Genomic DNA, 24,120 nt, shown 5'->3' on the forward strand with positions numbered 1-24,120 from the left:
GGGGCTCTCTCCACGCGAAGACTCTCACTGCGGAAACACCCCCACCCCAACCCTCCCCCGCAAGCGGGAGAGGGGGCGCACCGTCGCTGCGGCGACCCTCTCGTCAAACAAGCGTCGCTCTAACTATGCTCTCCTTCGTTGCTCAGCGTGTCCTGAAGGGCGTGATCGTCCTGCTTGCGATCGTCGTCCTCAATTTCTTCCTGATCCGGCTCGCGCCCGGCGATCCCGCGGTCGTGATGGCGGGCGAGGCCGGGGCCAGCGACCAGGTCTTCGTCAAGCAGCTCCGTGAAAAGTTCGGCCTCGACAAGCCGCTGCCCGAGCAGCTCTTCATCTACGTCAAGGGCGTCGTGACACTCGACCTCGGTTTCTCCTTCCGCCAGCAGGCACCGGTCGCAAAGCTGATCGGCGAACGGCTGCCGGCGACACTGCTGCTGACGCTGACGGCATTCGCGATCTCGCTCGCACTCGGCATTCTGTTCGGCACCTTCGCCGCGCGCTTTGCCGGGACCTTTCTCGACACGGCCATCACCGTGTTCGCGCTGATCTTCTACGCTATGCCGCTTTTCTGGGTGGCGCTGATGGGCATCCTGCTGTTCTCGGTCACCATGGATTGGTTGCCGAGTTTTGGTTACGAGACGGTCGGTGCCAACCTCACCGGCCTCGCCCATGCCGTCGATGTCGCAAAGCACCTGATCATGCCGGCGATGACGCTCGGCCTGTTCTTCATGGCGACCTATACCCGCATGACGCGCGCCTCGATGCTGGAGGTGAAGCGGCTCGATTTCGTCAAGACGGCGCGCGCCAAGGGCCTTTCCGACGCCGTGATCCAGCGCCGCCACGTGCTGCGCAATGCGCTGCTGCCGGTGGTGACGCTGGCCGGCGTGCATTCCGGTACGCTGATCGGCGGTGCGGTCATCACCGAGACCGTGTTCGCCTGGCCCGGCATCGGACGCCTGATGTACGACGCCCTGCTCCAGCGCGACTACAATCTGCTGCTCGGCGTCTTCGTGATCTGCTCCGCCATGGTGCTGATTTTCAACCTCATCACCGACCTGGTTTACCGACTGGTCGATCCGCGCATCGAATTCGCCTCATGAAACAGTTCTGGAAATCGATGCTGAAGAGCCCGAGCGGCGTCATCGGGCTCGTCATCCTGGTGCTCGCGATCTCGGTCGCAGTGTTCGGGCCGATGCTGTTCCCAAACTCGCCCTGGCGCATGGTGCAGCGGCCGTTCCTGCCGCCGTTCACGCTCTCGACGGTGCCGCTCGGCACCGACGCGCTCGGTCGCGACGTGTTCGCCGGCATGATCTTTGGCGCACGCGTCTCGCTGCTCGTGGGCCTCGTCTCCACGCTGGTGGCGCTAATCGTCGGCATGCCGATCGGCGCCGTGGCCGGCTATTTCGGCGGCAGGGTCGATGACGCCCTGATGCGCTTCACCGAGTTCTTCCAGACCATTCCGAGCTTCGCGCTAGCGATCGTGCTGGTCGCGATCCTGCAGCCTTCGATCTATTCGATCGTGACCTCGATCGCGCTGGTGAGCTGGCCGCCGGTCGCCCGTCTCGTGCGCGGCGAGGTGCTGTCGCTGCGCACGCGCGAATATGTCCAGGCCGCCGTGGTCACCGGGCAGTCGCACACCTGGATCATCCTGCGCGAGATCCTGCCTAACGCGCTGTCGCCGGTGATCGTGCTGGCCTCGCTGATGGTGGCGACCGCGATCCTGCTGGAATCCTCGCTGTCCTTCCTCGGCCTCGGCGATCCCAATCTGATCTCCTGGGGCTACATGGTCGGCGCCGGCCGCACTGTGATCCGCCAGGCCTGGTGGATCACGGTGTTTCCCGGTGTCGCCATCCTGATCTCCGTGCTCGGATTGAACCTGATCGGCGAAGGCCTCAACGACGCGCTCAATCCACGCCTGTCGCGGGAGGGACGCTGACGATGACCGCCCCGCCCGCCGTCTCCATCAAGAACCTCAAGATCGCGCTGCCGAAAGGCGCCGAGCGTCCCTTCGCCGTCGACGGCGTGTCGCTGGACCTGCGGCCCGGCAAGATCGTCTGCGTCGTCGGCGAATCCGGCTCCGGCAAGTCGATGTGCGCGCATGCGCTGATGGGCCTGTTGCCTGATACGGTGTCTATCGCCTCCGGCGAGATCCAGTTCGAAGGCCGCGACCTGCTCAAGCTCGATGACGACAGCTGGCGCGATCTGCGCGGCCGCAGGCTGGCGATGATTTTTCAGGAGCCGATGACCGCGCTCAATCCGTTGATGCGGATCGGCGACCAGATGGCGGAGATGTTCGAGGCGCACGGCCTGCTCACATCTAGGGAACGGCGCGCGAGAGCGCTGGCGCTGGCACGCGAGGTGGGCTTGCCCGACCCCGAGCGCATCGTCCGCGCCTATCCGCACCAGCTCTCCGGCGGCCAGCGCCAGCGCGCCATGATCGCGATGGCGCTCGCGCTCGAGCCTGCCGTGCTGGTCGCGGACGAGCCGACCACCGCGCTCGACGTCACCACGCAGGCGCAGATCCTCAAGCTGATCCGTAACCTTCAGCGCAACCGGAACATGGCGGTGATGTTCATCACCCATGATTTCGGCGTGGTCGCCGACATCGCCGACCAGGTCGTCGTGCTCCGCCATGGCAAGGTCGTGGAGGAAGGCCCGGCCGCGGCCGTCTTCAACGCGCCGCAGCACGACTACACCAAGGCGCTGCTCGCAGCCGTGCCCTCGATGGATCCGCCGGCGCGAGAGCCCCTCGACGATCAGGCCAGGGCGGTCGAGGTGATCGGGTTGGACAAGACCTACGTGACATCAGGCGGCTGGTTTCGCGAAGACCGCCGCGTCGATGCGGCGCGCGCGGTCAATTTTGACATCCTCAAGGGCGAGACGCTCGGCCTCGTCGGCGAATCCGGTTCGGGAAAATCGTCGGTGGCGCGGCTCGTGATGCGGCTGATCGAGGCCGACCGCGGCACGGTGCGGATCGGCGAGACCGATCTCACGTCACTCTCGGGCAAGGCGCTGCGCACTGAGCGCCATCGCATCCAGATGATCTTCCAGGATCCGTTCGCCTCGCTCAATCCGCGGCGCAAGGTCGGCCACATCATCGCCGACGGCCCGATCGCGGCCGGCATCGATCCGAAGGTCGCCTTCGACCGCGCCCGCGATCTCCTCAAGATGGTGGGCCTGGATGCCGGCGCACTCGAACGCTATCCGCACGAATTCTCAGGCGGCCAGCGCCAGCGCATCGGCATTGCGCGCGCGCTGGCGCTCGAGCCCGAGATCATCGTCGCGGACGAAGCCGTCTCCGCGCTCGACGTTTCCGTGCAGGCGCAAGTCCTGAGACTGCTCGAAGACCTCAAGGCACGCCTCGGCCTCTCGATGCTGTTCATCACCCACGATTTGCGCGTCGCCGCCCAGATCTGCGACCGCATCGCGGTAATGCAGCGCGGCGCCATCGTCGAGCTGAAGCCGACGGCGCAGCTCTTCGCCGCGCCGGAGCATGCCTATACGCGGGAGTTGCTTGCAGCGGTGCCGGGACGCAAGGAACGCGCGCCGGCGGCGTAAACGAACGCGTACGGCAGCCGAATTCGAGATCGTTCCAAAACTTGCACGCCGCAAAGCGAGAAACATATTCGATCGAGCGGCATTTGCTTGGCGAGATTGTCCTTGCTGGCGGCAGCAAGGGGAAAATTGGCACCGCCCTCGCGCATTATGAGGCGGTGCGCGGCTTCGCAATTCACGCGAGAGAACAAACCGGGACATCGGACCGCCAGAGTGCCATCACGCGCTTTTGTTCTGACGTGACCGGTTGCGCCGTTTCAAAGCCGAAACGGCGCCATAGATCGGAATGGAATGATCGCCGTCATCTGATGACGGATTGGCAACTGATATTCGGAGCCGCCATGGGCGAAGTTATTCAATTTGTCTCGAAGTCCGAGCGCGAGCGAGTGCGCCTTATTCAGGAGGCACGCGCGATCTACGACAGTATCTTCCCGCCGGCTGATCCCGCCAGCGAGAGACAGGACAAGGCAACAGGCGGCCGCGCGTTTGGCCGCGGCGACGGGGGTAACCTCGCATGATCAAGATCATCGCCGTGCTCTGTAGCCTCGCCTCTCCGACAAATTGTCACGAGCAGATCGTGACCACCTCCGACTTTGCCGAGGTCTCGGTGCAGTCCTGCCTGATGGGCGCGCCGCAGCTCGCCGACTGGATGAATCAGCATCCGGCGGAGCGACTGGCTGCGTGGCGCTGCGTAATCGGGAAGCAGGGCGACAGGGGAATCTAGGCTCGCGGGTCTGCTTCCATCCAACGATTCTGGCCTGGTCCTGACGGCTGCAGACGAAGGCCGCTCGAGTTGAGATTGGCTCGAGCAAAACGGTGACGACCATACATTGCCGGAGTAACCTGCCGCGCGGACGTTGGCAGCAGGGGAAAGCCGGATGGAAGTCGCCAGCCTCGTTCTTCCCGTATTTGCGATTATCGTCACCGGCTGGCTCGCGGGCGAACTCGGCTACCTCTCCCGTTCGCTTTCCGATGCCCTTGTGCACTTTGCCTACAACGTGGCGATGCCGGCGCTTCTGATCGTCACGATCGCACAGGAGCCGGCGCGCAATCTGCTGGAATGGCGCTTCCTGCTCGCGTTTGGCGGTGGCTCCCTGATCTGCTTCGCACTGGTGTTCCTCGTGGTCCGCGCCGACGGAAAGCATGATCTTGCGAGCAGCACGATCCATGGCATGGCCGCGGCGATGACCAACACCGGTTTCGTGGCGCTGCCGATCCTGCACGCGATCTACGGTCAGCCTGCCGTCCTCCCCGCGGCGGTGGCGACGGTATTCGTGGCCGCCGTGATGTTCCCGATCACGGTCATTCTGCTGGAAAAGGACGCGCGAGAGCCGGCGCATTCGGCGGGGTTGGTGAGGCAGATCCTGCTCAATCCGATGGTCCTATCGACACTCATTGGTCTCGTCTGGGCAATCACGGGCCTGCCGATTCCGGCGCCGGTCGCGGCCTATCTGAACATGATCGCCGCCGCGCTCACGCCCTGCGCGCTGTTCGCCATCGGCCTCGGTCTGTCCGTCGACGGCCTGCGCTCCAACCTAAAATCATCGTTTGCGCTGGCGGCGGTGAAACTGGTGGTCATGCCGCTGATCGTCTACGGGCTCTGTGTGGTCTTGGTGCTCGATCCTCTCTACACGGTCGCGGCCGTCGTCTGCGCGGCCGTGCCGACCGCAAAGACCGTGTATGTCCTCGCGCATGAGCACAAGGTCGAGGAGAAGCTGGTTGCGGCCACGGTCTCGATCACGACGATGCTGTCGGTCGCGACATTGCTGGCCGCGCTCTATCTGCTCTCCGGCTTGGCGAGCGGCACGCGTTGATCTGCCATCGGCTTCCGTCTCGCCGAAATGTTGTCTATCGCGTGGTATTGTTCCAGGTGGGGACCGAGTTGGTCACGCCGACCGAGGGCCAATTGTACGAGCCGACCGACGGCGCCGTAACCGTGCCGGCCGTCTGTCCGGATGACCCGTAGGACGCCCTCGGCTGCGCTGCCGATGCTGGCGCACCGCTATAGCTCGGCGCCACCACACCCGTGCTGTAATGTCGGCTCGACCGGACCTTCTTTGCTTCAGCCGCGAAAGGCGCGGCAAGCAATCCGGTCGTGATGAGCGCGGCAATGGCGAATTTGATGGTTTTCATGGCTGATCCTTTCGCCCGCTGCACGCCCCGGTATTCAACTGTACATTCACCGGACAATTTCCATAGGTCTCAGTTCATAACTCCGTGCGCGGACGAAGGTGCCGAAGCGCAGGGAGCACGCCTCCGCCGCCTTCGGATGGACCCGAATCAGCGTTAGTGCATTGCGTTCAGTGACTTCCCTGGACGCGAGCAGCATGACCGGCCCCGAACTGAAGCAACTCCGCACCGACCTCTCCGACGCCCTCGAGCGCAAGCTCACGACGGCCGACATGGCCAAGCTCTGCGGATTGCCGGAGAAGGGCGGCGCTGACACCATCCGGCGCTGGGAGGTCAGCGGCCCGACGCCGTCGGCGACCAAAGTGCTGCGCGTGCTCGCGATGGCGAGCGAGCGCTATCCGATCCTGGAGAAGTTCGACATCTTCGATCGCCATGACGTGCGCGAGGAGGACCGACCCGCAAAGCGCGCAGCGTTCCGCGAACAGATGCGGGACGAGGCGCGACGGCGCCTTGGTTAACGAAAGGCGCGCGCGGGTTACCGGAGAGCTGCGAAGTTAAGTCTTCCTTCAGCATTTCTTAAGCCGACATTAAGCACGAAAATCATTTGCAGCCCAATAAGTTAGCTTGGGCCTCGCTGTGCCACGCATGTGACAGCATTTTCGTCAAAAGCAAGCTATCTGCAAAACCAACGCCGGCGCGAAAATGCGCGCCTGCCGGGGACCTTTAAGTGTTGGAGTTTGGACTATGAAGAAGATTCTGTTTGCGACCGTGGCGCTGCTCGCGATGGGCGCGGCTGCTCCGGCCGTCGGCGCCGATCTCGGCAACCGCAACTACTACAAGGCGCCCGCGCCGGCCTATGCCGCGCCGATCTATAACTGGACCGGATTCTATATCGGCGGCCATGTCGGCGGCGCGTTCTCCAGCGATAACAACTTCAACGGCCTCTCCACCGGCAACAACGGCAACGGCCGTTTCCTCGGCGGCCTGCAGGTCGGAGCGGACTGGCAGATCAACCCGAACTTCGTGGTCGGCGTCGAAGGTCAGTATTCCTGGCTCTCCGGCAGCGTCGGCGCAGTGTTTCCGGGCGGCGTCGCCTACACCAACGACCAGCGTGGCCTCGGCTCGATCACCGGCCGCGTCGGCTACACCTGGGGCCCTGGCCTTCTCTATGTGAAGGGCGGCTACGCCTATTCGGACAACAACGAGAGGGTGACGGTCGGTGGCGTGCCGACCGCCTTCGTGATCACCGGCGATCACCGCAACGGCTACACCGTCGGCGCCGGCCTCGAATACATGTTCGCGCCGAACTGGTCGGCCAAGGCCGAGTACCAGTACTACAATTTCGGCGACGCGAGCTTCACCGGCGGTCCGCTGGCGGGCACTGGCAAGTTTACCACCGACGACCACACCATCAAGGCGGGCGTCAACTACCGCTTCAACTGGGCAAGCCCGACTGTGGCGCGCTACTGATCGGTTACCGAAATCTTACCACGACAGAGGGCCGGCGATTTCGCCGGCCCTCTTTTTTCGCTCTGCGGAACACGCCCAACCGTTTGCGGAGATTGCGAATTTTTAACTCGCCGTGCGGATACTGCCGGCCACCAAGCAGAAACAAGAATTGTTGGGGGAATTTCGATGGCGATCCGTCTCAGCCTTAGCGGCTCACTTGGCCGAATGCGGCCTCGTTTCAAAATGCCGACCTGGGGCGTGCGCGGCAGCCTGTTCGCGGCCTTCGCGGTGATCGCGGGCATGGGCCTCGTGATCTCGGCCGGCGCGGGCCTCGTGCTGCAAAATCTCGGCGGACGCATGACCGAACTGAGCGGGCGGGACATTCCGCGCCTTGCCGCCAGCCTGCAATTGTCGGCACTGAGTGCGAGCCTTGCGGCACAGGGACCGGCCCTGCTTGCGGCTCAAACCGAGGAAGCGCTGAACGAACGCACCAAGAAGCTCAGGGAATTGCAGGAGCAGACGCAGAAGAAGCTCAACGAGATCATCGAGCTCGGCGGCGACAAGACCGTCGTCTCCGGACTCAGCGAGACGATGAAGAGCATCAACGAGGCGGCCCAGAGCCTGGCCAAGGCCGCCCGCGAACGGCTGGATATCGCCGCCCTTCACGACAAGCAATACGACGCGCTGCGCAACGCGCAGGGCGCATTCGTCGGCGCGGCCAGCCCGGCGATGCTCGACGCGCAGACCCGGGTCAACGCCATTCTCGGCTCGGCCGACCTGTCTGCCGCAGATGCCAGCGACGCCGCGCAGACCGTCGGCCAGCTCGGCAACGTCGTCGCCAGCGGCAATCTCGCCGCCGCCGACATGAGTGCGGCGCTGTCGGCCAACACGAGCGACAAGCTCGACGACATCCAGAAGGGATTCAAGACGGCGCAGGGCCGCCTGCGCTCCAACCTCGATCTGTTGCCGGACAATCAGGGCAACAAGATGCTGCGCGAAGCAGCGGAGAAGCTGCTCGCGCTCGGCACCGGCAAGACCGGCGTGTTCAATCTGCGTGAGAAGGAGCTCGATTCTGTCGACTACGGCCAGACCATCCTGGACGAGACCCGCAAGCTCAATATCGGCCTCGGCATCAGCGTGCAGCAGCTCGTCGACGGCGTGCAGAAGGAGACCAACGCCTCGACCTCCCAGGCGCAGCAGGAGACCTCGCTCGCGACGACCGTGATGCTGGCGCTCGGCTCCCTGATGCTGGTCGGCTCGGCGCTGTTCGTCTGGCTCTATGTCGGCCGCAACATCCTCCGCCGCATCCGTGAGCTTCAGCGCGCCATGCAGCTGCTGTCGGCCGGCGACCTCGACAGCGAGATCGTCCGTTCCCGGCAAAACGATGAGATCGGCGTGATGAAGGAAACGCTGACCGTATTCCGCGACAGCATGATCGAAGCACGGGCGCTTGCCGGCGAGCAGGAAAAAGACCGTATCGCCAAGGCGGAGCGGGCCGCGCGCATGGAAGCGAAGATCGCCGAATTCGAAAACACGGTGCGCTCCGCGCTCGACAATCTGGCGCAGTCGGCTAATTCGATGCAATCGACCGCGCAGAGCATGTCGACCACCGCCGACCAGTCCAACGCGCTGGTGAACGCGGTTGCCTCCGCCGCCGAGGAGACGTCAGTCAACGTGCAGACCGTGTCGTCGGGCACCGAGCAGCTGTCCTCCTCGATCGAGGAGATCAGCAGGCAGGTCGTCACTTCCGCCGCGATCGCCAAGAAGGCGGTCGACGAGGCCGGCGCCACCGACGCAACGGTGCAGAGCCTTGCCGACAGCGCGAGCCGCATCAGCGTCGTGGTCGATTTGATCCAGACCATCGCCTCGCAGACCAACCTGCTCGCGCTCAACGCCACCATCGAGGCGGCGCGTGCCGGCGAGGCCGGCCGCGGCTTCGCGGTGGTTGCCTCCGAGGTGAAGAGTCTCGCGAGCCAGACCGCCAAGGCGACGGAGGAAATCCGCACCCAGATCGCGAGCATGCAGAACATCACGACATCGGCGGTCGGCGCCATCCAGGGCATCGGCCGGATCATCGGCGAGATCGACGGCGTGACCACGACGATCGCGGCCGCGGTCGAGGAGCAGGGCGCCGCCACCCGCGAGATCGCGCGCAACATCCAGCACGCGGCCGGCGGCACCAGCGAAGTCTCCAGCAATATTGTCGGCGTCTCCACCGCCTCGGCCGAAGCCGGCGCCGCGGCCAACGAAGTGCTGGGCGCCTCCGACGCGCTGCGGCGCGAAGCCGACATGCTGCGCGGAGAGATCGACGCGTTCCTCAACAACATGCGGGCGGCGTAAGGACGCCGGCCCGTCGTTTCGAGACCAGACCGGTAGCCCGGATGGAGCGCAGCTCCATCCGGGCTACGGAAAAAGCCGCCGGTATGACCGCCATGCGGAGACCACGGCCCGTCCTTTTTCGGCTGGCGCGCCGCCCGCGGCGGGTTTAAGCCGGTAGCATGAACGCAAAAACCGACACCGTGCAGTCCTCGGCCGAGGCCCTGCGCTACCCCTGGGAACAGCATCCTGGTCACGACGAGATCGTCGAGGTGCGTCCCGGCGTGTTGTGGGCGCGGCTGAAGCTGCCGTTTCGCCTCAACCACGTGAACGTCTACCTGCTCGCCGACGGCGACGGCTATGCCATGGTGGATACCGGCTTCGGCAACGAGGAGACGATCGAGGCCTGGACCAAGCTGTTCGACGGACCGCTGAAGGGCATCGACATCACGCGCCTGATCGTGACCCACTCCCACCCCGACCATGTCGGACTCGCGGGCTGGGTCGTCGAGCGGTTCAACTGCCCGCTGGTGATGTCGCAGGTCGAATATCTGCAATCGGTCTATCACCAGAACCGCGGCACCGCGGAACGGCAGGAAGCGCAGCGGCTGTTCTTCCGCCGCCATGGCATGGACGAGTCGCTCACCGAAAAGCTGCTGGGCCGCGGCCAGGATTATCTCAAGCGCGTCTCGGTGCTGCCGCCCTCCTACCGCCGCATCTCCCACGGCGACGACGTCGTGATCGGCACGCGCCGCTTCAAGGTGATCACCGGCGGCGGTCACGCGCTCGACCAGGTGATGCTGTATTGCGCCGACGACAAGCTGTTCCTCTCCGCCGACCAGGTGCTGAGCAAGATCTCGCCCAATGTCAGCGTCTGGGCGGTCGAGCCCGACCAGAACTCGCTCGGCGAATATCTGGCCTCGCTCGCCAGCCTCACCACGACGCTGCCCTACGACGTGCTGGTGCTGCCCGGCCACGGCGTGCCGTTCTACGGACTGAAGACCCGCATCAAGCAGCTCGCCGACCACCATGAAGAGCGCTGCCGCCTGATCGCGGAAGCCTGCCGCGAGGTGCCGCAGACCTCGCGCGCCTTGGTGCCCGTCGTGTTCAACAAGCATGTGCTCGACGAGCACCAGATGGGTTTTGCCGCCGGCGAGCTGGTCGCGCATGTCAACTACATGATCGTCGAGGGCCGGCTGACGGCGGAGACAAAGGACGGCGTGCTGCAGTTCCGGACGACGTGAGCTACGGCGTCGGCACGACCGGCTGCGCAATCATGGACGGAGCGCGCGTCTTGGACAAAATGTCCATGGCAGCAGCCAGGGTCCGTGCCTTCCCTGGAGCCTCGGTCCCCGCGGGCAGGCCCGTGTTAGGCGTTTGATCCAAATCAACTATCGCCGGCGATACGCCGCTATCAATATACCCGCGCCCCTCGTGACAAATGTGTGGGGGCGCATGGACATTGGAGCTGGAAAAGCTCTAAAAATGAGCGGCCGCCGTGGCCGGGTTCCGTTGCAGGTTTTGCCGATGGATTACAACCAGTTCTTCGATTCCGCCCTCGATCGTCTCCACGCCGAGCGGCGCTACCGCGTGTTCGCCGACCTGGAGCGGACGGCCGGCAGATTCCCGCACGCGGTCTGGCACTCGCCCAAGGGCAAGCGCGACGTCGTGATCTGGTGCTCCAACGATTATCTCGGCATGGGCCAACACCCGAAGGTGGTCGGTGCCATGGTCGAGACCGCGACGCGCGTCGGCACCGGTGCCGGCGGCACCCGCAACATCGCCGGCACGCATCATCCGCTGGTCCAGCTCGAGACCGAGCTCGCCGATCTCCACGGCAAGGAAGCCGCGCTGCTGTTCACCTCGGGCTATGTCTCGAACCAGACCGGCATCCCGACCATCGCAAAGCTCATTCCGAACTGTCTCATTCTGTCGGACGAGCTCAACCACAATTCGATGATCGAGGGCATCCGCCAGTCGGGCTGCGAGCGGGTCGTGTTCCGCCACAACGATCTTGCGCATCTGGAGGCGCTGTTGAAAGCGGCCGACCCGAACCGGCCGAAGCTGATCGTGTGCGAGAGCCTTTATTCCATGGACGGCGACGTCGCCCCGCTCGCCAAGATCTGCGATCTCGCCGAGACGTACAAGGCGATGACCTATGTCGACGAGGTCCACGCGGTCGGCATGTACGGCCCGCGCGGCGGCGGCATCGCCGAGCGTGACGGCGTCATGCACCGCATCGACATTCTGGAAGGCACGCTGGCGAAAGCGTTCGGCTGCCTCGGCGGTTACATCGCCGCCAACGGCCAGATCATCGATGCCGTGCGCTCCTACGCACCGGGCTTCATCTTCACGACCGCGCTGCCGCCGGCGATCTGCTCCGCGGCGACCGCCGCGATCAAACATCTGAAGACCTCGAACTGGGAGCGCGAGCGCCACCAGGACCGTGCCGCCCGCGTCAAGGCGATCCTCAACGCCGCCGGCCTGCCTGTGATGTCGAGCGACACCCACATCGTGCCGCTGTTCGTCGGCGATCCCGAGAAGTGCAAGCAGGCGTCCGACCTCCTGCTCGAAGAGCACGGCATCTACATCCAGCCGATCAACTATCCGACTGTCGCCAAGGGCAGCGAGCGGCTGCGCATCACGCCCTCGCCCTATCACGACGACGGCCTGATCGATCAGCTCGCCGAAGCCCTGCTGCAAGTGTGGGACCGCCTCGGCCTGCCGCTGCGCGCGAAGTCGATGGCGGCGGAGTAGGCTTCTCGCCTCTCCGTAGAACCAACTTCTATCGAGCCCGTGGCTACCCCTCTCCCCGACCCTTCCCCGCAAGGGGGGAGGGAGCGAGATAGGCGTGCCTGCCTCACGTTGATCTGCCACTCTGTCCCGTCTCGATCGCGACAATCGACACTCTCTCCGTTCCCTCCCCCGTTGTGGGAGGGTCAGGGAGGGGGGTGCCGCACGGGGATTCTCTCGGCAGACCCCAAGCGACGCACCTTAACGACAACGCCAGTTCCCGCCCTCACCCGCCATTTCGCTGTCGCCTCCACCGGTCCAACGCGCTAGATTTACAGGGAAAATGAGCTTGGGCGCCGGTCAGCGCCCTGGGAGAAGCGCGCTCGCCATGCTGCACGATTGGGGCGTGATCGCCGCCGCCTTCGGCTATATCGGCTTCCTGTTCCTGGTGGCGAGCCATGGCGACCGCCGCTCGCCGGCCGGACGCGGCCGTGCCTCCGGGTGGATCTATCCGCTGTCGCTGGCGATCTACTGCACCTCCTGGACCTTCTTCGGCTCGGTCGGCTTCGCCACCCGTACCTCGACCGACTTTCTCGCCATCTATGTCGGCCCGATCCTGATGATCGGGCTCGGCGCGGGCGTCTTGCGCCGCGTGATTCAGCTGGCGAAAGCCCACAACATCACCTCGATCGCCGATTTCATCGGCGCCCGCTACGGCAAGAGCCAGGCGGTGGCGGCGACCGTCGCGCTGATCGTGATCATCGGCTCGGTGCCCTACATCGCGCTCCAGCTCAAGGCGGTGGCCTCCTCGCTCGCAACGATCCTGAGCGAGGACCAGGCCTTCTCCCACATCCCGATCCTCGGCGACATGGCGCTGATGGTGACGCTGGCGATGGCGGCCTTCGCGGTGCTGTTCGGCACACGGCAGACCGACGCCACCGAGCACCAGCACGGCCTGATGCTGGCGGTCGCGACCGAATCCATCATCAAGCTGGTCGCCTTCCTCGCCGCCGGCATCTTCGTCACCTTCTGGATGTTCTCGCCGCAAGAACTGATCGAGCGCGCCATGAAGACGCCGGAGGCGGTGCGCGCCATCAACTACTCGCCGTCGATCGGCAACTTCCTCACCATGACGCTGCTGTCGCTATGCGCGATCATGCTGCTGCCGCGCCAGTTCCACGTCAGTGTGGTGGAGAATTCCAGCGATGCCGAGGTCGGTCGCGCACGCTGGCTGTTCCCGCTCTACCTCATCGCCATCAACCTGTTCGTGATCCCGATCGCGCTCGCCGGCCTCGTCAGCTTCCCGTTCGGCGTGGCCGACCCTGATATGTACGTGCTGGCGTTGCCGATGGAGGGAGGTGCGGATCTGCTCAGCGTCGCCATCTTCGTCGGCGGCCTGTCGGCGGCAACCGCGATGGTGATCGTCGAATGCGTCGCGCTTTCCATCATGGTCTCGAACGATCTCGTGGTGCCCCTGGTGCTGCAACGCCGGCCGGAAGGACGCACCGGTGGCGCAGATTTCAGCGACTTCCTGCTGCGCTCGCGGCGGCTCGCGATCTTCGCCATCATGGTGATGGCCTATTTCTACTACCGCGCGCTCGGCAATACCCAGCTCGCGGCGATCGGCCTGCTCTCCTTTGCCGCCATCGCCCAGCTCGCGCCGAGCTTCTTCGGCGGCCTGTTATGGCGGCGCGCGACCGCGCGCGGCGCGATCGGCGGCATGCTGGTCGGCTTCGCGGTGTGGCTCTACACGCTGTTCATACCGAGCTTCATGGACACCTCGACCACGGGAATCCTGCTGCTCCAGCATGGACCGTTCGGCATCGAGGCGCTGCGGCCGCAGGCGCTGTTCGGCGCCGATCTGCCGCCGCTGATGCACGGCGTCATCTGGTCGCTGTCGCTCAACATCCTGACCTATGTGCTGCTGTCGCTGGCGCGAAGGCCCTCGTCCATCGAGCTGTTGCAGGCCGATCTGTTCGTGCCCAACACGCTCGCGCCGATCTCCCCGGGTTTCCGCCGCTGGCGCACCACCGTCACCGTGCAGGACATCCAGACCACCGTCGCGCAATATCTCGGCCCCGACCGCGCCCGGCATTCCTTCGAGGCGTTCTCGGCGCGGCGCAATGTCCGGCTGGAGTCCGGAGCCCCCGCTGACTTCGAGCTGTTGCAGCACGCCGAGCACCTGATCGCCTCCTCGATCGGCGCGGCCTCCTCCCGCCTCGTGATGTCGCTGCTGCTGCGCAAGCGCACGGTCTCGGCCAAAGCCGCACTCAAGCTGCTCGACGACTCGCACGCGGCCCTGCATTTCAACCGCGAGATACTCCAGACCGCACTCAACCACGTGCGCCAGGGCATCGCGGTGTTCGATGCCGACCTGCAACTGATCTGCTCCAACCGGCAGTTCGGTGATCTCCTCAACGTTCCCCCGCACATCGTCCAATTCGGCACGCCCTTGCGCGAGATCCTGGAATTCATGGGCGTGAGCGATCCGGATCATCAGACCGACCGTGAGGCGATGATCGAGAAGCGCCTCGCCGCTTACACCACCGACAGCGAGCCATATCTCGAGCGCCTGCCGGAACGCCACATGGTGATCGAGGTGCTCACCAACCACATGCCCGGCAGCGGTTTCGTCATCACCTTCACCGATGTCACACCCAGCTTCGAGGCGGCGGAAGCACTGGAGCGCGCCAACGCGACGCTGGAAAAGCGCGTGCGCGACCGGACCGAGGAATTGACGCGGCTGAACTCCGAGCTGGCCCTGGCCAAGAGCACGGCGGAAGACGCCAGCATCTCCAAGACGCGCTTCCTCGCCGCCGCCAGCCACGACATTCTCCAGCCGCTGAACGCGGCGCGGCTCTATGTCACGAGCCTGGTCGAGCGCCAGCACAGCGGCGAGGAGACGCGGCTGGTCGAGAACATCGACGAATCGCTGCAGGCGATCGAAGAGATTCTCGGTGCGCTGCTCGACATCTCCCGCCTCGACGCCGGCGCGATGACCACCTCGATCTCGAGTTTCAAGATGGCCGATCTGATGCGCTCGCTGGAGATCGAGTTCGCACCGATCGCGCGCGCCAAGGGCCTGGAGCTCGCTTTCGTGCCCTGCTCGCTGCCAGTCGAGTCGGATCGGCTCCTGCTGCGGCGCCTGCTCCAGAACCTGATCTCGAACGCGATCAAATACACCCCGCGCGGCCGCGTGCTGGTCGGCTGCCGCCGCCGCGGCGCCGCGCTCAAGATCTGCGTCTACGACACCGGCGTCGGCATCCCGCCCGTCAAGCGCGGCGAGATCTTCAAGGAATTCCATCGCCTGGAGCAGGGCGCGCGGATCGCGCGCGGGCTGGGGCTCGGTCTCTCGATCGTCGAACGCCTCGCGCGGGTGCTCAAGCACGGTATCGCCATCGACGGCAACAAGAGCGGCGGCTCGGTGTTCTCCGTGACGGTGCCGACGGCCAAGGCGATCACCCACACCGCCGCCGTGACCAGTGCGACGCCGCTGGCGCGCACGCCGATCTCGGGCGCGCTGATCGTCTGCATCGAGAACGACGCGGCGATCCTCGACGGCATGCGCACGCTGCTGAAGGCCTGGGACGCCGAGGTGATCGCGGTCGCCGATCCCGAAGGCGCGATCGCCGCAATCGAAACCGCCGGAAGACGCGTCACCGGCCTCTTGGTCGACTATCATCTCGATCGCGGCAACGGCATCGCCGCGATCCGCGACATTCGCCGTCGCTTCGGCGATACCATCCCCGCGATCCTCATCACGGCCGACCGCAGCCCCGCCGTGCAGGTGGCTGCACGCGACGAGAAGGTCGCGGTGCTCAACAAGCCGGTCAAGCCGGCCTCGCTCCGCGCGCTCCTTGGCCAGTGGCGCACCCAGCAGATGGTGGCGGCGGAGTGAAGCGGCCTTCCTGACGAAAGCCAGCAGGCCCACCTTCACCGCTTAGGGCGCAAGCCGCGTGAAGACGTAGTCTCGGCTCTTGGCCCCCGCTTCATGGCAGGCAAAGCAGGTGCGATGTTGGGCTTCGTCGACCGGCTTGCCGTTGACGAAGCGGCCAAAGCCCCAGCCGCCGGTCGCAGCGTATTTCCTGGAGTCCTTGACCATCACCTGAACCGTGGTGGCGGCTCCGGGAATCGTTGCGGACGCAAATTCGGGAGATTGTTTCCGCTTCCAGGCGCGCTTGACCAGAATGGTGCCGTCCGAGAACGGGAGCTTGCCGGCTTGATACGCGTCGATTGCGGTCTGGTTACCGACCACGGCGCGAAGCTCGTCGAGCGGCGCCGCCTCTTCAGCCGGCGCGATCAGTTCCCACTGCTTGTAGCCCGACGGAATCGTGACGCCGAAGATCGGCGAGGCGTCGGCCGTCGCGGGGCCCTCCGCAAGAGCGATCGTGACGAGATACTGCACGCAGCTCAGGAGAACGACGAGGAGAACCACGGCGAGCGCGACGATCGTGGAAACGGAGAATTTCTTCGTTTCAGGTTTGGCTGACGTCATGAGGTTTCTTCAAACTGGGATCAACGGGCGGACCTCGGTCCAGCCTGGCTGGACCGAGGTCATGACGGATCTTCAGGCGCCGTCGGCGTCGATGACGGCCTTGGCAAAGGCTTGCGGCGCTTCCTGCGGCAAATTGTGGCCGATGCCGCCGGTGATCAGGCGAAACTCGTATCGGCCTGAAAACTTCTTGGCATAGGCGCCGGGGTCGGGGTGCGGTGCGCCGTTGGCGTCGCCCTCCATCGTGATCGTCGGAACGTCGATGACGGGAGCCGCCGCGAGCTTCTTTTCGAGATGCTCGTATTTCGCTTCGCCCTGGGCGAGCCCAAGCCGCCAGCGGTAATTATGGATCGTGATCGCGACATGATCCTTGTTGTCCAGCGCCGCCGCGCTGCGGGCGAAGGTGGCGTCGTCGAACTTCCACTGCGGCGAGGCGAGCTTCCAGATCAGCTTGGCGAAATCGTGCGTGTACTTCTCGTACCCGGCCCGGCCGCGCTCGGTCGCGAAGTAGAACTGATACCACCATTGCAGCTCGGCCGACGGCGGCAGCGGCATGTTGCCGGCGGCCTGACTGGAGATCAGATAGCCGCTGACCGACACCAGCCCGCGGCAGCGATCCGGCCACAGCGCGGCGATGATGTCGGCCGTGCGCGCGCCCCAATCGAAGCCGGCCACGACCGCCTTCTTGATATCGAGCTTGTCCATCAGCGCGATGATGTCGGCGGCCATCGCGGCGGGCTCGCCGTTGCGCGGTGTCTCACTGGTGAGGAAGTGCGTCGAGCCGTAGCCGCGCAAGTACGGGATGATCACGCGATAGCCGGCTTTTGCCAGGATTGGCGCGACGTCGACGAAGGCGTGAATGTCGTAAGGCCAGCCGTGCAGCAGGATCGCCACGGGACCGTTCGAAGGACCTGCCTCGGCATAGCCGACATTGAGGACGCCGGCATCGATCTGCTTGATCGCGCCGAAGGACGTGGTCGAGGCCTGGGATCGCGACGCTTCCGTTTCGGCGCGCGCGAGGTCGATCACGCCGAGACCGACGGCGACGGTTCCGGCGGCGACGCCGAAGAACTTGCGACGATGCTGATCGATGATCTGCGTCATGGTCGTGCTACCCTTTGATGATTGGTGATAATGCGTCAGATCAGTGCGACCGTGACGTCGATGTTGCCGCGAACGGCCTTGGAATAGGGACAAGTCTGATGCGCATCATCGATGATGCCGCGCGCGATCTCAGGGTCGAGGCCTGGCAGGCTGACATTGAGGCGTGCCCGGAGCGAATAGGCGCCCTCGTCGAGCACGAGATCGATCTCCGCATCAACAGCGCATTTCCTGGGAAGCTCGATCCCGCGCTTGCGGGCCGCGATCTCCATCGCGCCTTCGAAGCAGGCCGACCAGCCGGCCGCGAACAATTGCTCGGGATTGGTGCCGATGCCGGTGGCGCCCGGCGGCGACAGCTTGACGTCCAGGCGACCGTCGGAGCTGCGCGATATGCCGTCGTGCCGCCCGCCGCTGGTGTGGGTCTTGGCCGTGTAGAGTATCTTTGCCGCCTGCGTCATCAGGATCTCCTCGTCGTCACGCCATTGACTAGCAGCGGTCGCGGCAGCACACCCGTTTGGACTTGTGAGAAATTGTGAGGTCACCTCACGCCTCACGAGGCCTGCATGCGCGGTCTGATGCCGATGCAGGGAGGCGCCTTGCAGGATCGCGATCATCTGGCTATCGGGTGCTGTCGAAGGGACCAAGTTTTCGCCATGACTGAGCCGGCCGGCACCGCGACGGGAACATTGTCGTTCGGGCCATTCTCCGTGACGCCGCATGAAAGGCTCGTGATGCGCGACGGCGTCGCGTTGCCGCTCGGCGCGAAAGCCTTCGACACGCTGATTGCGCTGATGTCGCGGCCGAACGAGGTCGTCAGCAAATGGGACCTGATGGCGCTGGTGTGGCCCGGCATCACCGTCGAAGAGGCCAATCTGCGCTTTCATGTCGCAGCGCTGCGCAAGGCGCTCGGCGACGGCAAGGATGGCGCCCGCTATATCACGACGCTCTCCGGCCGCGGCTATTGCTTCGTGGCGCCGATTTCGCAAACGGACATTGCGGCAGCACAGCGTCCCGCGCCGCGGCTGGAATTGCCGCCTGTGAAACTGCCGAACCGGTTGCAGCGGATGGTCGGGCGCGACGATGCGATCGCCGCCATCTCCGACAAGCTCATCGTCTCGCGCTTTGTCACGATTGCCGGCCCCGGCGGCGTCGGCAAAACCGCGGTCGCCGTGGCGATCGCGCACGACCTGCTCGAAACATTCTCCGATGCCGCGCATTTCGTGGACCTTGCCGCGCTCAGCGATCCCGATCTCGTGATCACCTCGATCCTGCTGATGCTTGGTCTGCCGGCCGACGATCCCCTGCCCGCTCTGCTCGCGCATCTCCGCGACAAGCGGATGCTACTGATCCTCGACAATTGCGAGCATGTCATCGCGACCGCTGCACCGCTGGCGGCAGACATCTTCCAAGCGGCGCCGCATGTCCATAACTCGCGACCAGCCGCGAAGCCCTGCGCGTCGAGGGCGAGCAAGTCTATCGATTGGCCCCACTCGCCGTTCCGCCCGACGGCTCCTCGCTGACGGTCGCCGCAGCCCAGACCTATCCCGCGCTTCAACTGTTCCTCGAACGTGCCACAGCCAGCGGGGCGCAGATCACGCTCGATGACGCCAATACCACGATCATCGCGAGGATCTGCCGCAAGCTCGACGGCATGGCGCTGGCGATCGAGCTCGCCGCCGGCCGGGTCGAAGCCTACGGCCTGGAGCAGACGGCAACGCTGCTCGACGAGCGCCTCAACCTGCTCTGGCAGGGCCAGCGAACGGCGCCACCCCGGCAAAAGACATTGCAGGCCACGCTCGACTGGAGCTACGGTCTGTTGTCGGATCTCGAACGCCTCGTGCTACGCAGGCTTGCGGTCTTCGCCGGGCATTTCACCATCGATGCAGCGCTCGAGGTCGTGCCGGACGAGCGCGTCGACCACACCCACCTGTTCGACGCCGTCGATAGTCTCGTTGCCAAATCGATGGTCGCGCCGCGACCGATCGGCGCGATGATGCGCTACCGTCTGCTCGACACGACGCGCGCCTATCTGCTCGAGATCGAACCTGATGACGCGGCTCTCGCCGTCCGCCACGCGACTTACTACCGGCGATGGCTGGAACAGGCCGGCATGACTTGGGCCAGGGTGCCGAGCGCGGACGAACGGGCGGCTCACTTCTCCGCGCTTCACAATGTGCGCGCCGCGCTCGACTGGTGCTTCGGCGCGGACGGCGATCTCGGCATCGGCATTGCGCTCACCGCCGCCGCAGCGCCGATTTTCCTGGCGATGTCCCTGTTGATCGAATGCCGGCGCTGGTCGGAACGGGCCCTGCTGGCGATTGTCCCTTCCTCGCGCGGCAGCGCCGAGGAAATGCACATCCAGGCCGCCCTCGGACTGACCTTGATGTTCACCCGCGGCGGCAGCGACGCGGCGCGTGGCGCCTTGAGCAGGAGCCTTGCGATCGCCGAAGCGCGTGGCGACGACATCAACCAGCTCCAGCTGCTCGGCCGAATGCATATCTTTCACGAGCGGATGGGAGAGTTCGACGCCGCGCTTGGCTACGCCCAGCAGAGCCTCGCGGTCGCGACGTCGCTGGGCGACCCCGCCTCGATCGCCCTCGCCCATTCCCTCCTCGGCGTCTCATTGCATCTGGCCGGCGATCATCGCGACGCGCTGAAGATGCTGGAGGTCGCCTGGCAGGGACCCGGCACGGAACGAATCAGCACCGTGCATGGCTTCGATCATCGCAACCGGGCCGGCATCACGCTGGCGCGCGAGCTCTGGTTGCAGGGCCGGCCCGCAGATGCGCTGCAACTGGCGCAGCAGACGGTCACCGAGGCCGCGCAGATGGATCACCCGATCACGCTCTGCATTGCGCTGATCTGGGCGGTCTCGATCGATCTCTGGAGCGGAGACCTCGACGGCGCGGACGAGAACATCGACCACTTCATCGCACATGCCAATTCGCGCTCGATGGGGCCTTATCTCGCCGTCGGCCGAGGCGTCAAAGGCGAGCTGGCGATCCGGCGCGGCGACGCCGCTGATGGCGTCGAGACGATCAGGACCTGCCTGCGCGAGCTCCACGATGCCGGCTACGAGCTGCTCACCACGACGTTCAACATCGCGCTGGTTCAGGGCTTGCTGGCGCTCGGGCAGATCGAGCAGAGCGCAGAACTGATCGACGATGCGATCCGCCTGGTCGAGCAAGGCGGCGATCATCTGTACATGCCCGAGCTGCTGCGGATGACGGGCAAGGTGCTGCTGTCTCTCCCGCAGCCCAGGGCCGAGCAGGCAGAAACCTATTTTGTGCAGTCCCTGGAATTGAGCCGTCGACAAGGCGCAAAAGCCTGGGAGCTGCGTGCCGCAATCGATCTCGCCGGGCTGATTGTCGAACGCGGGCAGCACGAGGACGCGAAACGGTTGCTGCAATCGTGCCTCGACGACTTTGCCGAGGGCTCAGAGACGGCGGACATCAAGGCGGCCAACACCCTTTTGCGGATGCTATAAGGGCGCTGTTACACCGTATCAGGCTGCGTCTCATCCTGAAGTGCGAGGCATGCGGTGCGGAGCACCGCAGGGGGAGCCTCGAAGGATGGCGGATTGGATAGCGCAGCAACGCTTACCCCGTCGGCGTGCCCTGCTTCCACTGGCCCCCGGCGATCTTGGCGGCCGCGATCACCGCCTGGGTGCGGCTCTCGACGCCGAGCTTTTGCAGGATCGCCGAGACATGTGCCTTGATGGTGGCCTCGGAGACCCCGAGCTCATAGGCGATCTGCTTGTTGAGGAGCCCCTCCGACAGCATCATCAAAACCCGGACCTGCTGCGGCGTCAGCGTCACCAGGCGGTCGCGCAGGCGCGTCATGTCGGGATCGGCCGCAGCCGAGAGGTCGGTGTCGGCGGGAACCCAGACGTCGCCTTCCATCACCTTGAGGATGGCGTCGCGCAAGGTCTCGACGCCGAAACGCTTCGGAATGAAGCCGGAGGCGCCGAAATCGAGCGAGCGGCGGATCGTGGCGCTGTCGTCGGAAGCCGAAACGATCACCACCGGGATCGCCGGATATTGCGCACGCAGATAGATCAGGCCGGAAAAGCCTGAGATCCCGGGCATCGAGAGGTCGAGCAGGATCAAGTCGACGTCCGAGGTCTGTTCCAGGAGCGTGGTCAGATCCTCGAACGATCCGGCCTCGTCGATTCTGGCCGAGGTCAGGACGCCGGCCACCGCCTGTCGCAGCGCGTCGCGGAAAAGCGGATGGTCATCGGCGATGACGAGATGGGTCGAGGGAGCGTTCATCGTTCTCTTGCTGTCGTTCGGGGGCCGGCGGACAGATCCCGGGTTTGTCCAATTCTTCCCCGAGCGGCCGTGGCATGCAAGTGCACATTATCCCTTTGCTGCAAAGGGGTTAATCCGGACGCCGCCGTGACAGCAGGCCGGCGCCCGATACCGGACGTCAGCTGCACGTCAGTGCGCAAGGCCGAAAGTCGTATTGGGGCGGGTTTCACGCCGATGTTACCTTGCGGGCAAGACCTGGTTGATCCGGCATGTCCGGACGTCTGGGGCGCGAGGAAACGCATTTCGGGGAGCGACTCAACATGTCGACAATGGCCGTATCTCAAGCAGGCGCGGGAGGGATGACGAAGGACGAACGGTTCGTCATTCTCGCCTCCTCGCTCGGTACCGTCTTCGAATGGTACGATTTCTACCTCTATGGTTCACTGGCCGGCATCATCGGCGCCCAGTTCTTCTCGGCCTATCCGCCGGCAACCCGCGACATCTTCGCGCTGCTTGCGTTCGCAGCCGGCTTCCTGGTGCGTCCGTTCGGCGCGATCGTGTTCGGCCGCATCGGCGACATCGTCGGCCGCAAATACACCTTCCTCGTCACCATCCTGATCATGGGTCTGTCGACCTTCATCGTCGGCCTGCTGCCGAACGCGGCGACCATCGGCATCGCGGCTCCGATCATCCTGATCGCGCTGCGCCTCGCCCAGGGCCTGGCGCTTGGCGGTGAGTACGGCGGCGCGGCGACCTATGTCGCGGAGCATGCTCCGAACGGCAAGCGCGGCTACTACACCTCCTTCATTCAGACCACGGCGACTCTCGGCCTGTTCCTGTCGCTGCTGGTGATCCTGTTCACCCGTTCCGCCCTCGGCGAGGCCGACTTCGCGGCGTGGGGCTGGCGCATTCCGTTCCTGGTCTCGGTGCTGCTGCTCGGCATCTCGGTCTGGATCCGGCTTCGCCTCAATGAATCCCCGATCTTCCAGAAGATGAAGGACGAGGGAAAGAGCTCGAAGGCGCCGCTGACCGAAGCCTTCGGCAATTGGCAGAACGGCAAGCTCGTGCTGCTCGCGCTGCTCGGTGGCGTGATGGGCCAGGGCGTTGTCTGGTACACCGGCCAGTTCTACGCGCTGTTCTTCCTGCAATCGATCCTGAAGGTCGACGGTTACACCGCCAACCTGCTGATCGCCTGGTCGCTGCTGCTCGGCACCGGCTTCTTCATCGTGTTCGGCGTGCTCTCCGACAAGATCGGCCGCAAGCCGATCATCCTCGGCGGCTGCCTGATCGCGGCGCTGACATTCTTCCCGATCTTCAAGATGATCACCACCAACGCCAACCCGGCGCTGGAAAAGGCGATCGAGTCGGTCAAGGTCGACGTGGTGGCGGATCCCGCCGGTTGCGGCGACCTGTTCAACCCGGTCGGAACCCGCGTCTTCACCTCGCCTTGCGACACCGCACGTGCCTACCTGTCGCAATCGTCGGTCAAGTACTCGACCACGCCAAGCGCTGCAGGCTCGGGCGTGAAGGTGGTGGTCAACGGAAAGGACGTCGCCTACGCCAACGCCAAGGACGGAAACCCGGCGGTCCTCGCCGCCGTGCAGGCGGCCGGCTATCCGAAGCCGGGCGATGCGGGCATCGTGAAGATGTCGCATCCGTTCGACATCTTCCGTCCGCAGGTGGCCGCGACCATCGGGCTGCTGTTCATTCTGGTGCTCTTCGTCACCATGGTGTACGGCCCGATCGCTGCGATGCTGGTCGAACTGTTCCCGACCCGCATCCGCTACACCTCGATGTCGCTGCCCTACCACATCGGTAACGGCTGGTTCGGCGGCCTGCTGCCGGCGACCGCCTTCGCCATCGTGGCCTCCACGGGCGATATCTATGCGGGTCTCTGGTATCCGGTCATCTTCGCATCGATTACCGTCGTGATCGGCCTCTTCTTCCTGCCCGAGACCAAGGACGTCGACATCAAGGCGACCTGATCGAAAGCACCGATCTCAACCAACACGAACCGGCCGCGGTGTCCCGCGGCCGGTTTTGTTTTATGGAAGCTTCTTGTTGACGCGTTTCTTGACGCGAACCGGCGCCCACTTC

The 24,120-nt window shown here is 64.9% G+C and carries 18 protein-coding genes and 1 pseudogene; 14 read left to right on the top strand and 5 right to left on the bottom strand.

What is annotated here, in order from left to right; translation table 11 throughout:
• The first annotated feature begins 125 nt into the window (after positions 1-125).
• From IVA81_RS00450 to IVA81_RS00475, 6 genes are all read left to right on the top strand, one after another.
• Positions 126-1,097: an ABC transporter permease gene (locus IVA81_RS00450; protein ID WP_247310626.1), complete on the top strand. Its 972-nt coding sequence runs from the start codon at positions 126-128 to the stop codon at positions 1,095-1,097.
• Positions 1,094-1,933, top strand: a complete 840-nt coding sequence (locus IVA81_RS00455) for an ABC transporter permease (protein ID WP_247310629.1) — start codon at positions 1,094-1,096, stop codon at positions 1,931-1,933. Before IVA81_RS00450 ends, IVA81_RS00455 begins: the two co-directional genes overlap by 4 nt.
• A gap of 2 nt (positions 1,934-1,935) precedes the next feature.
• Positions 1,936-3,555 carry an ABC transporter ATP-binding protein gene (locus tag IVA81_RS00460; RefSeq protein ID WP_247310631.1) on the top strand — a complete coding sequence of 540 codons (1,620 nt, stop codon included), beginning with the start codon at positions 1,936-1,938 and terminating at the stop codon, positions 3,553-3,555.
• Positions 3,556-3,596: 41 nt separating this feature from the next.
• Positions 3,597-4,070, top strand: coding sequence for a hypothetical protein (locus IVA81_RS00465; protein ID WP_247311181.1), 474 nt, complete (start codon positions 3,597-3,599; stop codon positions 4,068-4,070).
• Entirely contained in the window at positions 4,067-4,276 is a 210-nt protein-coding gene (locus tag IVA81_RS00470; RefSeq protein WP_247310634.1) for a hypothetical protein, read from the top strand. Before IVA81_RS00465 ends, IVA81_RS00470 begins: the two co-directional genes overlap by 4 nt.
• A gap of 154 nt (positions 4,277-4,430) precedes the next feature.
• On the top strand, positions 4,431-5,366 hold the full coding sequence (locus tag IVA81_RS00475; protein WP_247310637.1) for an AEC family transporter: 936 nt from the start codon (positions 4,431-4,433) through the stop codon (positions 5,364-5,366).
• Positions 5,367-5,400: 34 nt separating this feature from the next.
• Here IVA81_RS00475 and IVA81_RS00480 read toward each other — a convergent pair whose 3' ends face one another.
• Entirely contained in the window at positions 5,401-5,685 is a 285-nt protein-coding gene (locus IVA81_RS00480) for a hypothetical protein (RefSeq protein WP_247310640.1), read from the bottom strand.
• A 194-nt stretch (positions 5,686-5,879) separates the two neighbouring features.
• On the opposite strand from IVA81_RS00480, the gene IVA81_RS00485 reads away from it, so the two are divergent.
• The 6 genes from IVA81_RS00485 to IVA81_RS00510 all read left to right on the top strand — a co-directional run bounded on the left by IVA81_RS00485 (position 5,880) and on the right by IVA81_RS00510 (position 16,078).
• Positions 5,880-6,200: a hypothetical protein gene (locus IVA81_RS00485; RefSeq protein WP_247310643.1), complete on the top strand. Its 321-nt coding sequence runs from the start codon at positions 5,880-5,882 to the stop codon at positions 6,198-6,200.
• Positions 6,201-6,426: 226 nt separating this feature from the next.
• Positions 6,427-7,152: an outer membrane protein gene (locus IVA81_RS00490; RefSeq protein WP_247310646.1), complete on the top strand. Its 726-nt coding sequence runs from the start codon at positions 6,427-6,429 to the stop codon at positions 7,150-7,152.
• A gap of 165 nt (positions 7,153-7,317) precedes the next feature.
• On the top strand, positions 7,318-9,471 hold the full coding sequence (locus IVA81_RS00495) for a methyl-accepting chemotaxis protein (RefSeq protein WP_247310650.1): 2,154 nt from the start codon (positions 7,318-7,320) through the stop codon (positions 9,469-9,471).
• 158 nt (positions 9,472-9,629) lie between these two features.
• Positions 9,630-10,691 (top strand): MBL fold metallo-hydrolase, encoded by a 1,062-nt coding sequence (locus IVA81_RS00500; RefSeq protein WP_247310653.1) that lies wholly within the window; start codon positions 9,630-9,632, stop codon positions 10,689-10,691.
• Positions 10,692-10,974: 283 nt separating this feature from the next.
• Positions 10,975-12,204: a 5-aminolevulinate synthase gene (hemA, locus tag IVA81_RS00505; RefSeq protein WP_247310656.1), complete on the top strand. Its 1,230-nt coding sequence runs from the start codon at positions 10,975-10,977 to the stop codon at positions 12,202-12,204.
• A gap of 364 nt (positions 12,205-12,568) precedes the next feature.
• Positions 12,569-16,078: a PAS domain-containing hybrid sensor histidine kinase/response regulator gene (locus IVA81_RS00510; RefSeq protein WP_247310660.1), complete on the top strand. Its 3,510-nt coding sequence runs from the start codon at positions 12,569-12,571 to the stop codon at positions 16,076-16,078.
• A 42-nt stretch (positions 16,079-16,120) separates the two neighbouring features.
• On the opposite strand, the gene IVA81_RS00515 is transcribed toward IVA81_RS00510, so the two are convergent.
• The 3 genes from IVA81_RS00515 to IVA81_RS00525 form a co-directional block, all read right to left on the bottom strand.
• Complete coding sequence (locus tag IVA81_RS00515) at positions 16,121-16,675, bottom strand: cytochrome P460 family protein (RefSeq protein WP_247310663.1); 555 nt, start codon at positions 16,673-16,675, stop codon at positions 16,121-16,123.
• Between the two features lie 72 nt (positions 16,676-16,747).
• A complete protein-coding gene (locus tag IVA81_RS00520; protein ID WP_247310666.1) occupies positions 16,748-17,776 on the bottom strand; it encodes an alpha/beta hydrolase in 1,029 nt (342 codons plus the stop codon).
• A 35-nt stretch (positions 17,777-17,811) separates the two neighbouring features.
• Positions 17,812-18,231 carry an organic hydroperoxide resistance protein gene (locus tag IVA81_RS00525; protein WP_247310669.1) on the bottom strand — a complete coding sequence of 140 codons (420 nt, stop codon included), beginning with the start codon at positions 18,229-18,231 and terminating at the stop codon, positions 17,812-17,814.
• A 195-nt stretch (positions 18,232-18,426) separates the two neighbouring features.
• On the opposite strand from IVA81_RS00525, the pseudogene IVA81_RS00530 reads away from it, so the two are divergent.
• Positions 18,427-21,260: pseudogene (locus IVA81_RS00530) on the top strand (tetratricopeptide repeat protein).
• Positions 21,261-21,372: 112 nt separating this feature from the next.
• On the opposite strand, the gene IVA81_RS00535 reads toward IVA81_RS00530, so the two are convergent.
• The gene (locus IVA81_RS00535) at positions 21,373-22,044 is read right to left on the bottom strand and encodes a response regulator transcription factor (RefSeq protein ID WP_097657244.1); all 672 of its coding nucleotides are present in this window, start codon (positions 22,042-22,044) and stop codon (positions 21,373-21,375) included.
• Between the two features lie 338 nt (positions 22,045-22,382).
• On the opposite strand from IVA81_RS00535, the gene IVA81_RS00540 reads away from it, so the two are divergent.
• On the top strand, positions 22,383-24,008 hold the full coding sequence (locus tag IVA81_RS00540) for an MFS transporter (protein ID WP_247310671.1): 1,626 nt from the start codon (positions 22,383-22,385) through the stop codon (positions 24,006-24,008).
• The last annotated feature ends 112 nt before the right edge of the window (positions 24,009-24,120 follow it).

The organism is Bradyrhizobium sp. 141 (genome assembly GCF_023074055.1).
GTDB lineage: Bacteria > Pseudomonadota > Alphaproteobacteria > Rhizobiales > Xanthobacteraceae > Bradyrhizobium.

What these genes read in the sequence shown, in the direction of transcription:
- IVA81_RS00450 (WP_247310626.1), top strand. Translation starts at nt 126, where the DNA reads ATGCTCTCCTTCGTTGCTCAGCGTGTCCTGAAGGGCGTGATCGTCCTG.
- IVA81_RS00455 (WP_247310629.1), top strand. Translation starts at nt 1,094, where the DNA reads ATGAAACAGTTCTGGAAATCGATGCTGAAGAGCCCGAGCGGCGTCATC.
- IVA81_RS00460 (WP_247310631.1), top strand. Translation starts at nt 1,936, where the DNA reads ATGACCGCCCCGCCCGCCGTCTCCATCAAGAACCTCAAGATCGCGCTG.
- IVA81_RS00470 (WP_247310634.1), top strand. Translation starts at nt 4,067, where the DNA reads ATGATCAAGATCATCGCCGTGCTCTGTAGCCTCGCCTCTCCGACAAAT.
- IVA81_RS00475 (WP_247310637.1), top strand. Translation starts at nt 4,431, where the DNA reads ATGGAAGTCGCCAGCCTCGTTCTTCCCGTATTTGCGATTATCGTCACC.
- IVA81_RS00480 (WP_247310640.1), bottom strand. Translation starts at nt 5,685, where the DNA reads ATGAAAACCATCAAATTCGCCATTGCCGCGCTCATCACGACCGGATTG.
- IVA81_RS00485 (WP_247310643.1), top strand. Translation starts at nt 5,880, where the DNA reads ATGACCGGCCCCGAACTGAAGCAACTCCGCACCGACCTCTCCGACGCC.
- IVA81_RS00490 (WP_247310646.1), top strand. Translation starts at nt 6,427, where the DNA reads ATGAAGAAGATTCTGTTTGCGACCGTGGCGCTGCTCGCGATGGGCGCG.
- IVA81_RS00495 (WP_247310650.1), top strand. Translation starts at nt 7,318, where the DNA reads ATGGCGATCCGTCTCAGCCTTAGCGGCTCACTTGGCCGAATGCGGCCT.
- IVA81_RS00500 (WP_247310653.1), top strand. Translation starts at nt 9,630, where the DNA reads ATGAACGCAAAAACCGACACCGTGCAGTCCTCGGCCGAGGCCCTGCGC.
- hemA (WP_247310656.1), top strand. Translation starts at nt 10,975, where the DNA reads ATGGATTACAACCAGTTCTTCGATTCCGCCCTCGATCGTCTCCACGCC.
- IVA81_RS00510 (WP_247310660.1), top strand. Translation starts at nt 12,569, where the DNA reads ATGCTGCACGATTGGGGCGTGATCGCCGCCGCCTTCGGCTATATCGGC.
- IVA81_RS00515 (WP_247310663.1), bottom strand. Translation starts at nt 16,675, where the DNA reads ATGACGTCAGCCAAACCTGAAACGAAGAAATTCTCCGTTTCCACGATC.
- IVA81_RS00520 (WP_247310666.1), bottom strand. Translation starts at nt 17,776, where the DNA reads ATGACGCAGATCATCGATCAGCATCGTCGCAAGTTCTTCGGCGTCGCC.
- IVA81_RS00525 (WP_247310669.1), bottom strand. Translation starts at nt 18,231, where the DNA reads ATGACGCAGGCGGCAAAGATACTCTACACGGCCAAGACCCACACCAGC.
- IVA81_RS00535 (WP_097657244.1), bottom strand. Translation starts at nt 22,044, where the DNA reads ATGAACGCTCCCTCGACCCATCTCGTCATCGCCGATGACCATCCGCTT.
- IVA81_RS00540 (WP_247310671.1), top strand. Translation starts at nt 22,383, where the DNA reads ATGACGAAGGACGAACGGTTCGTCATTCTCGCCTCCTCGCTCGGTACC.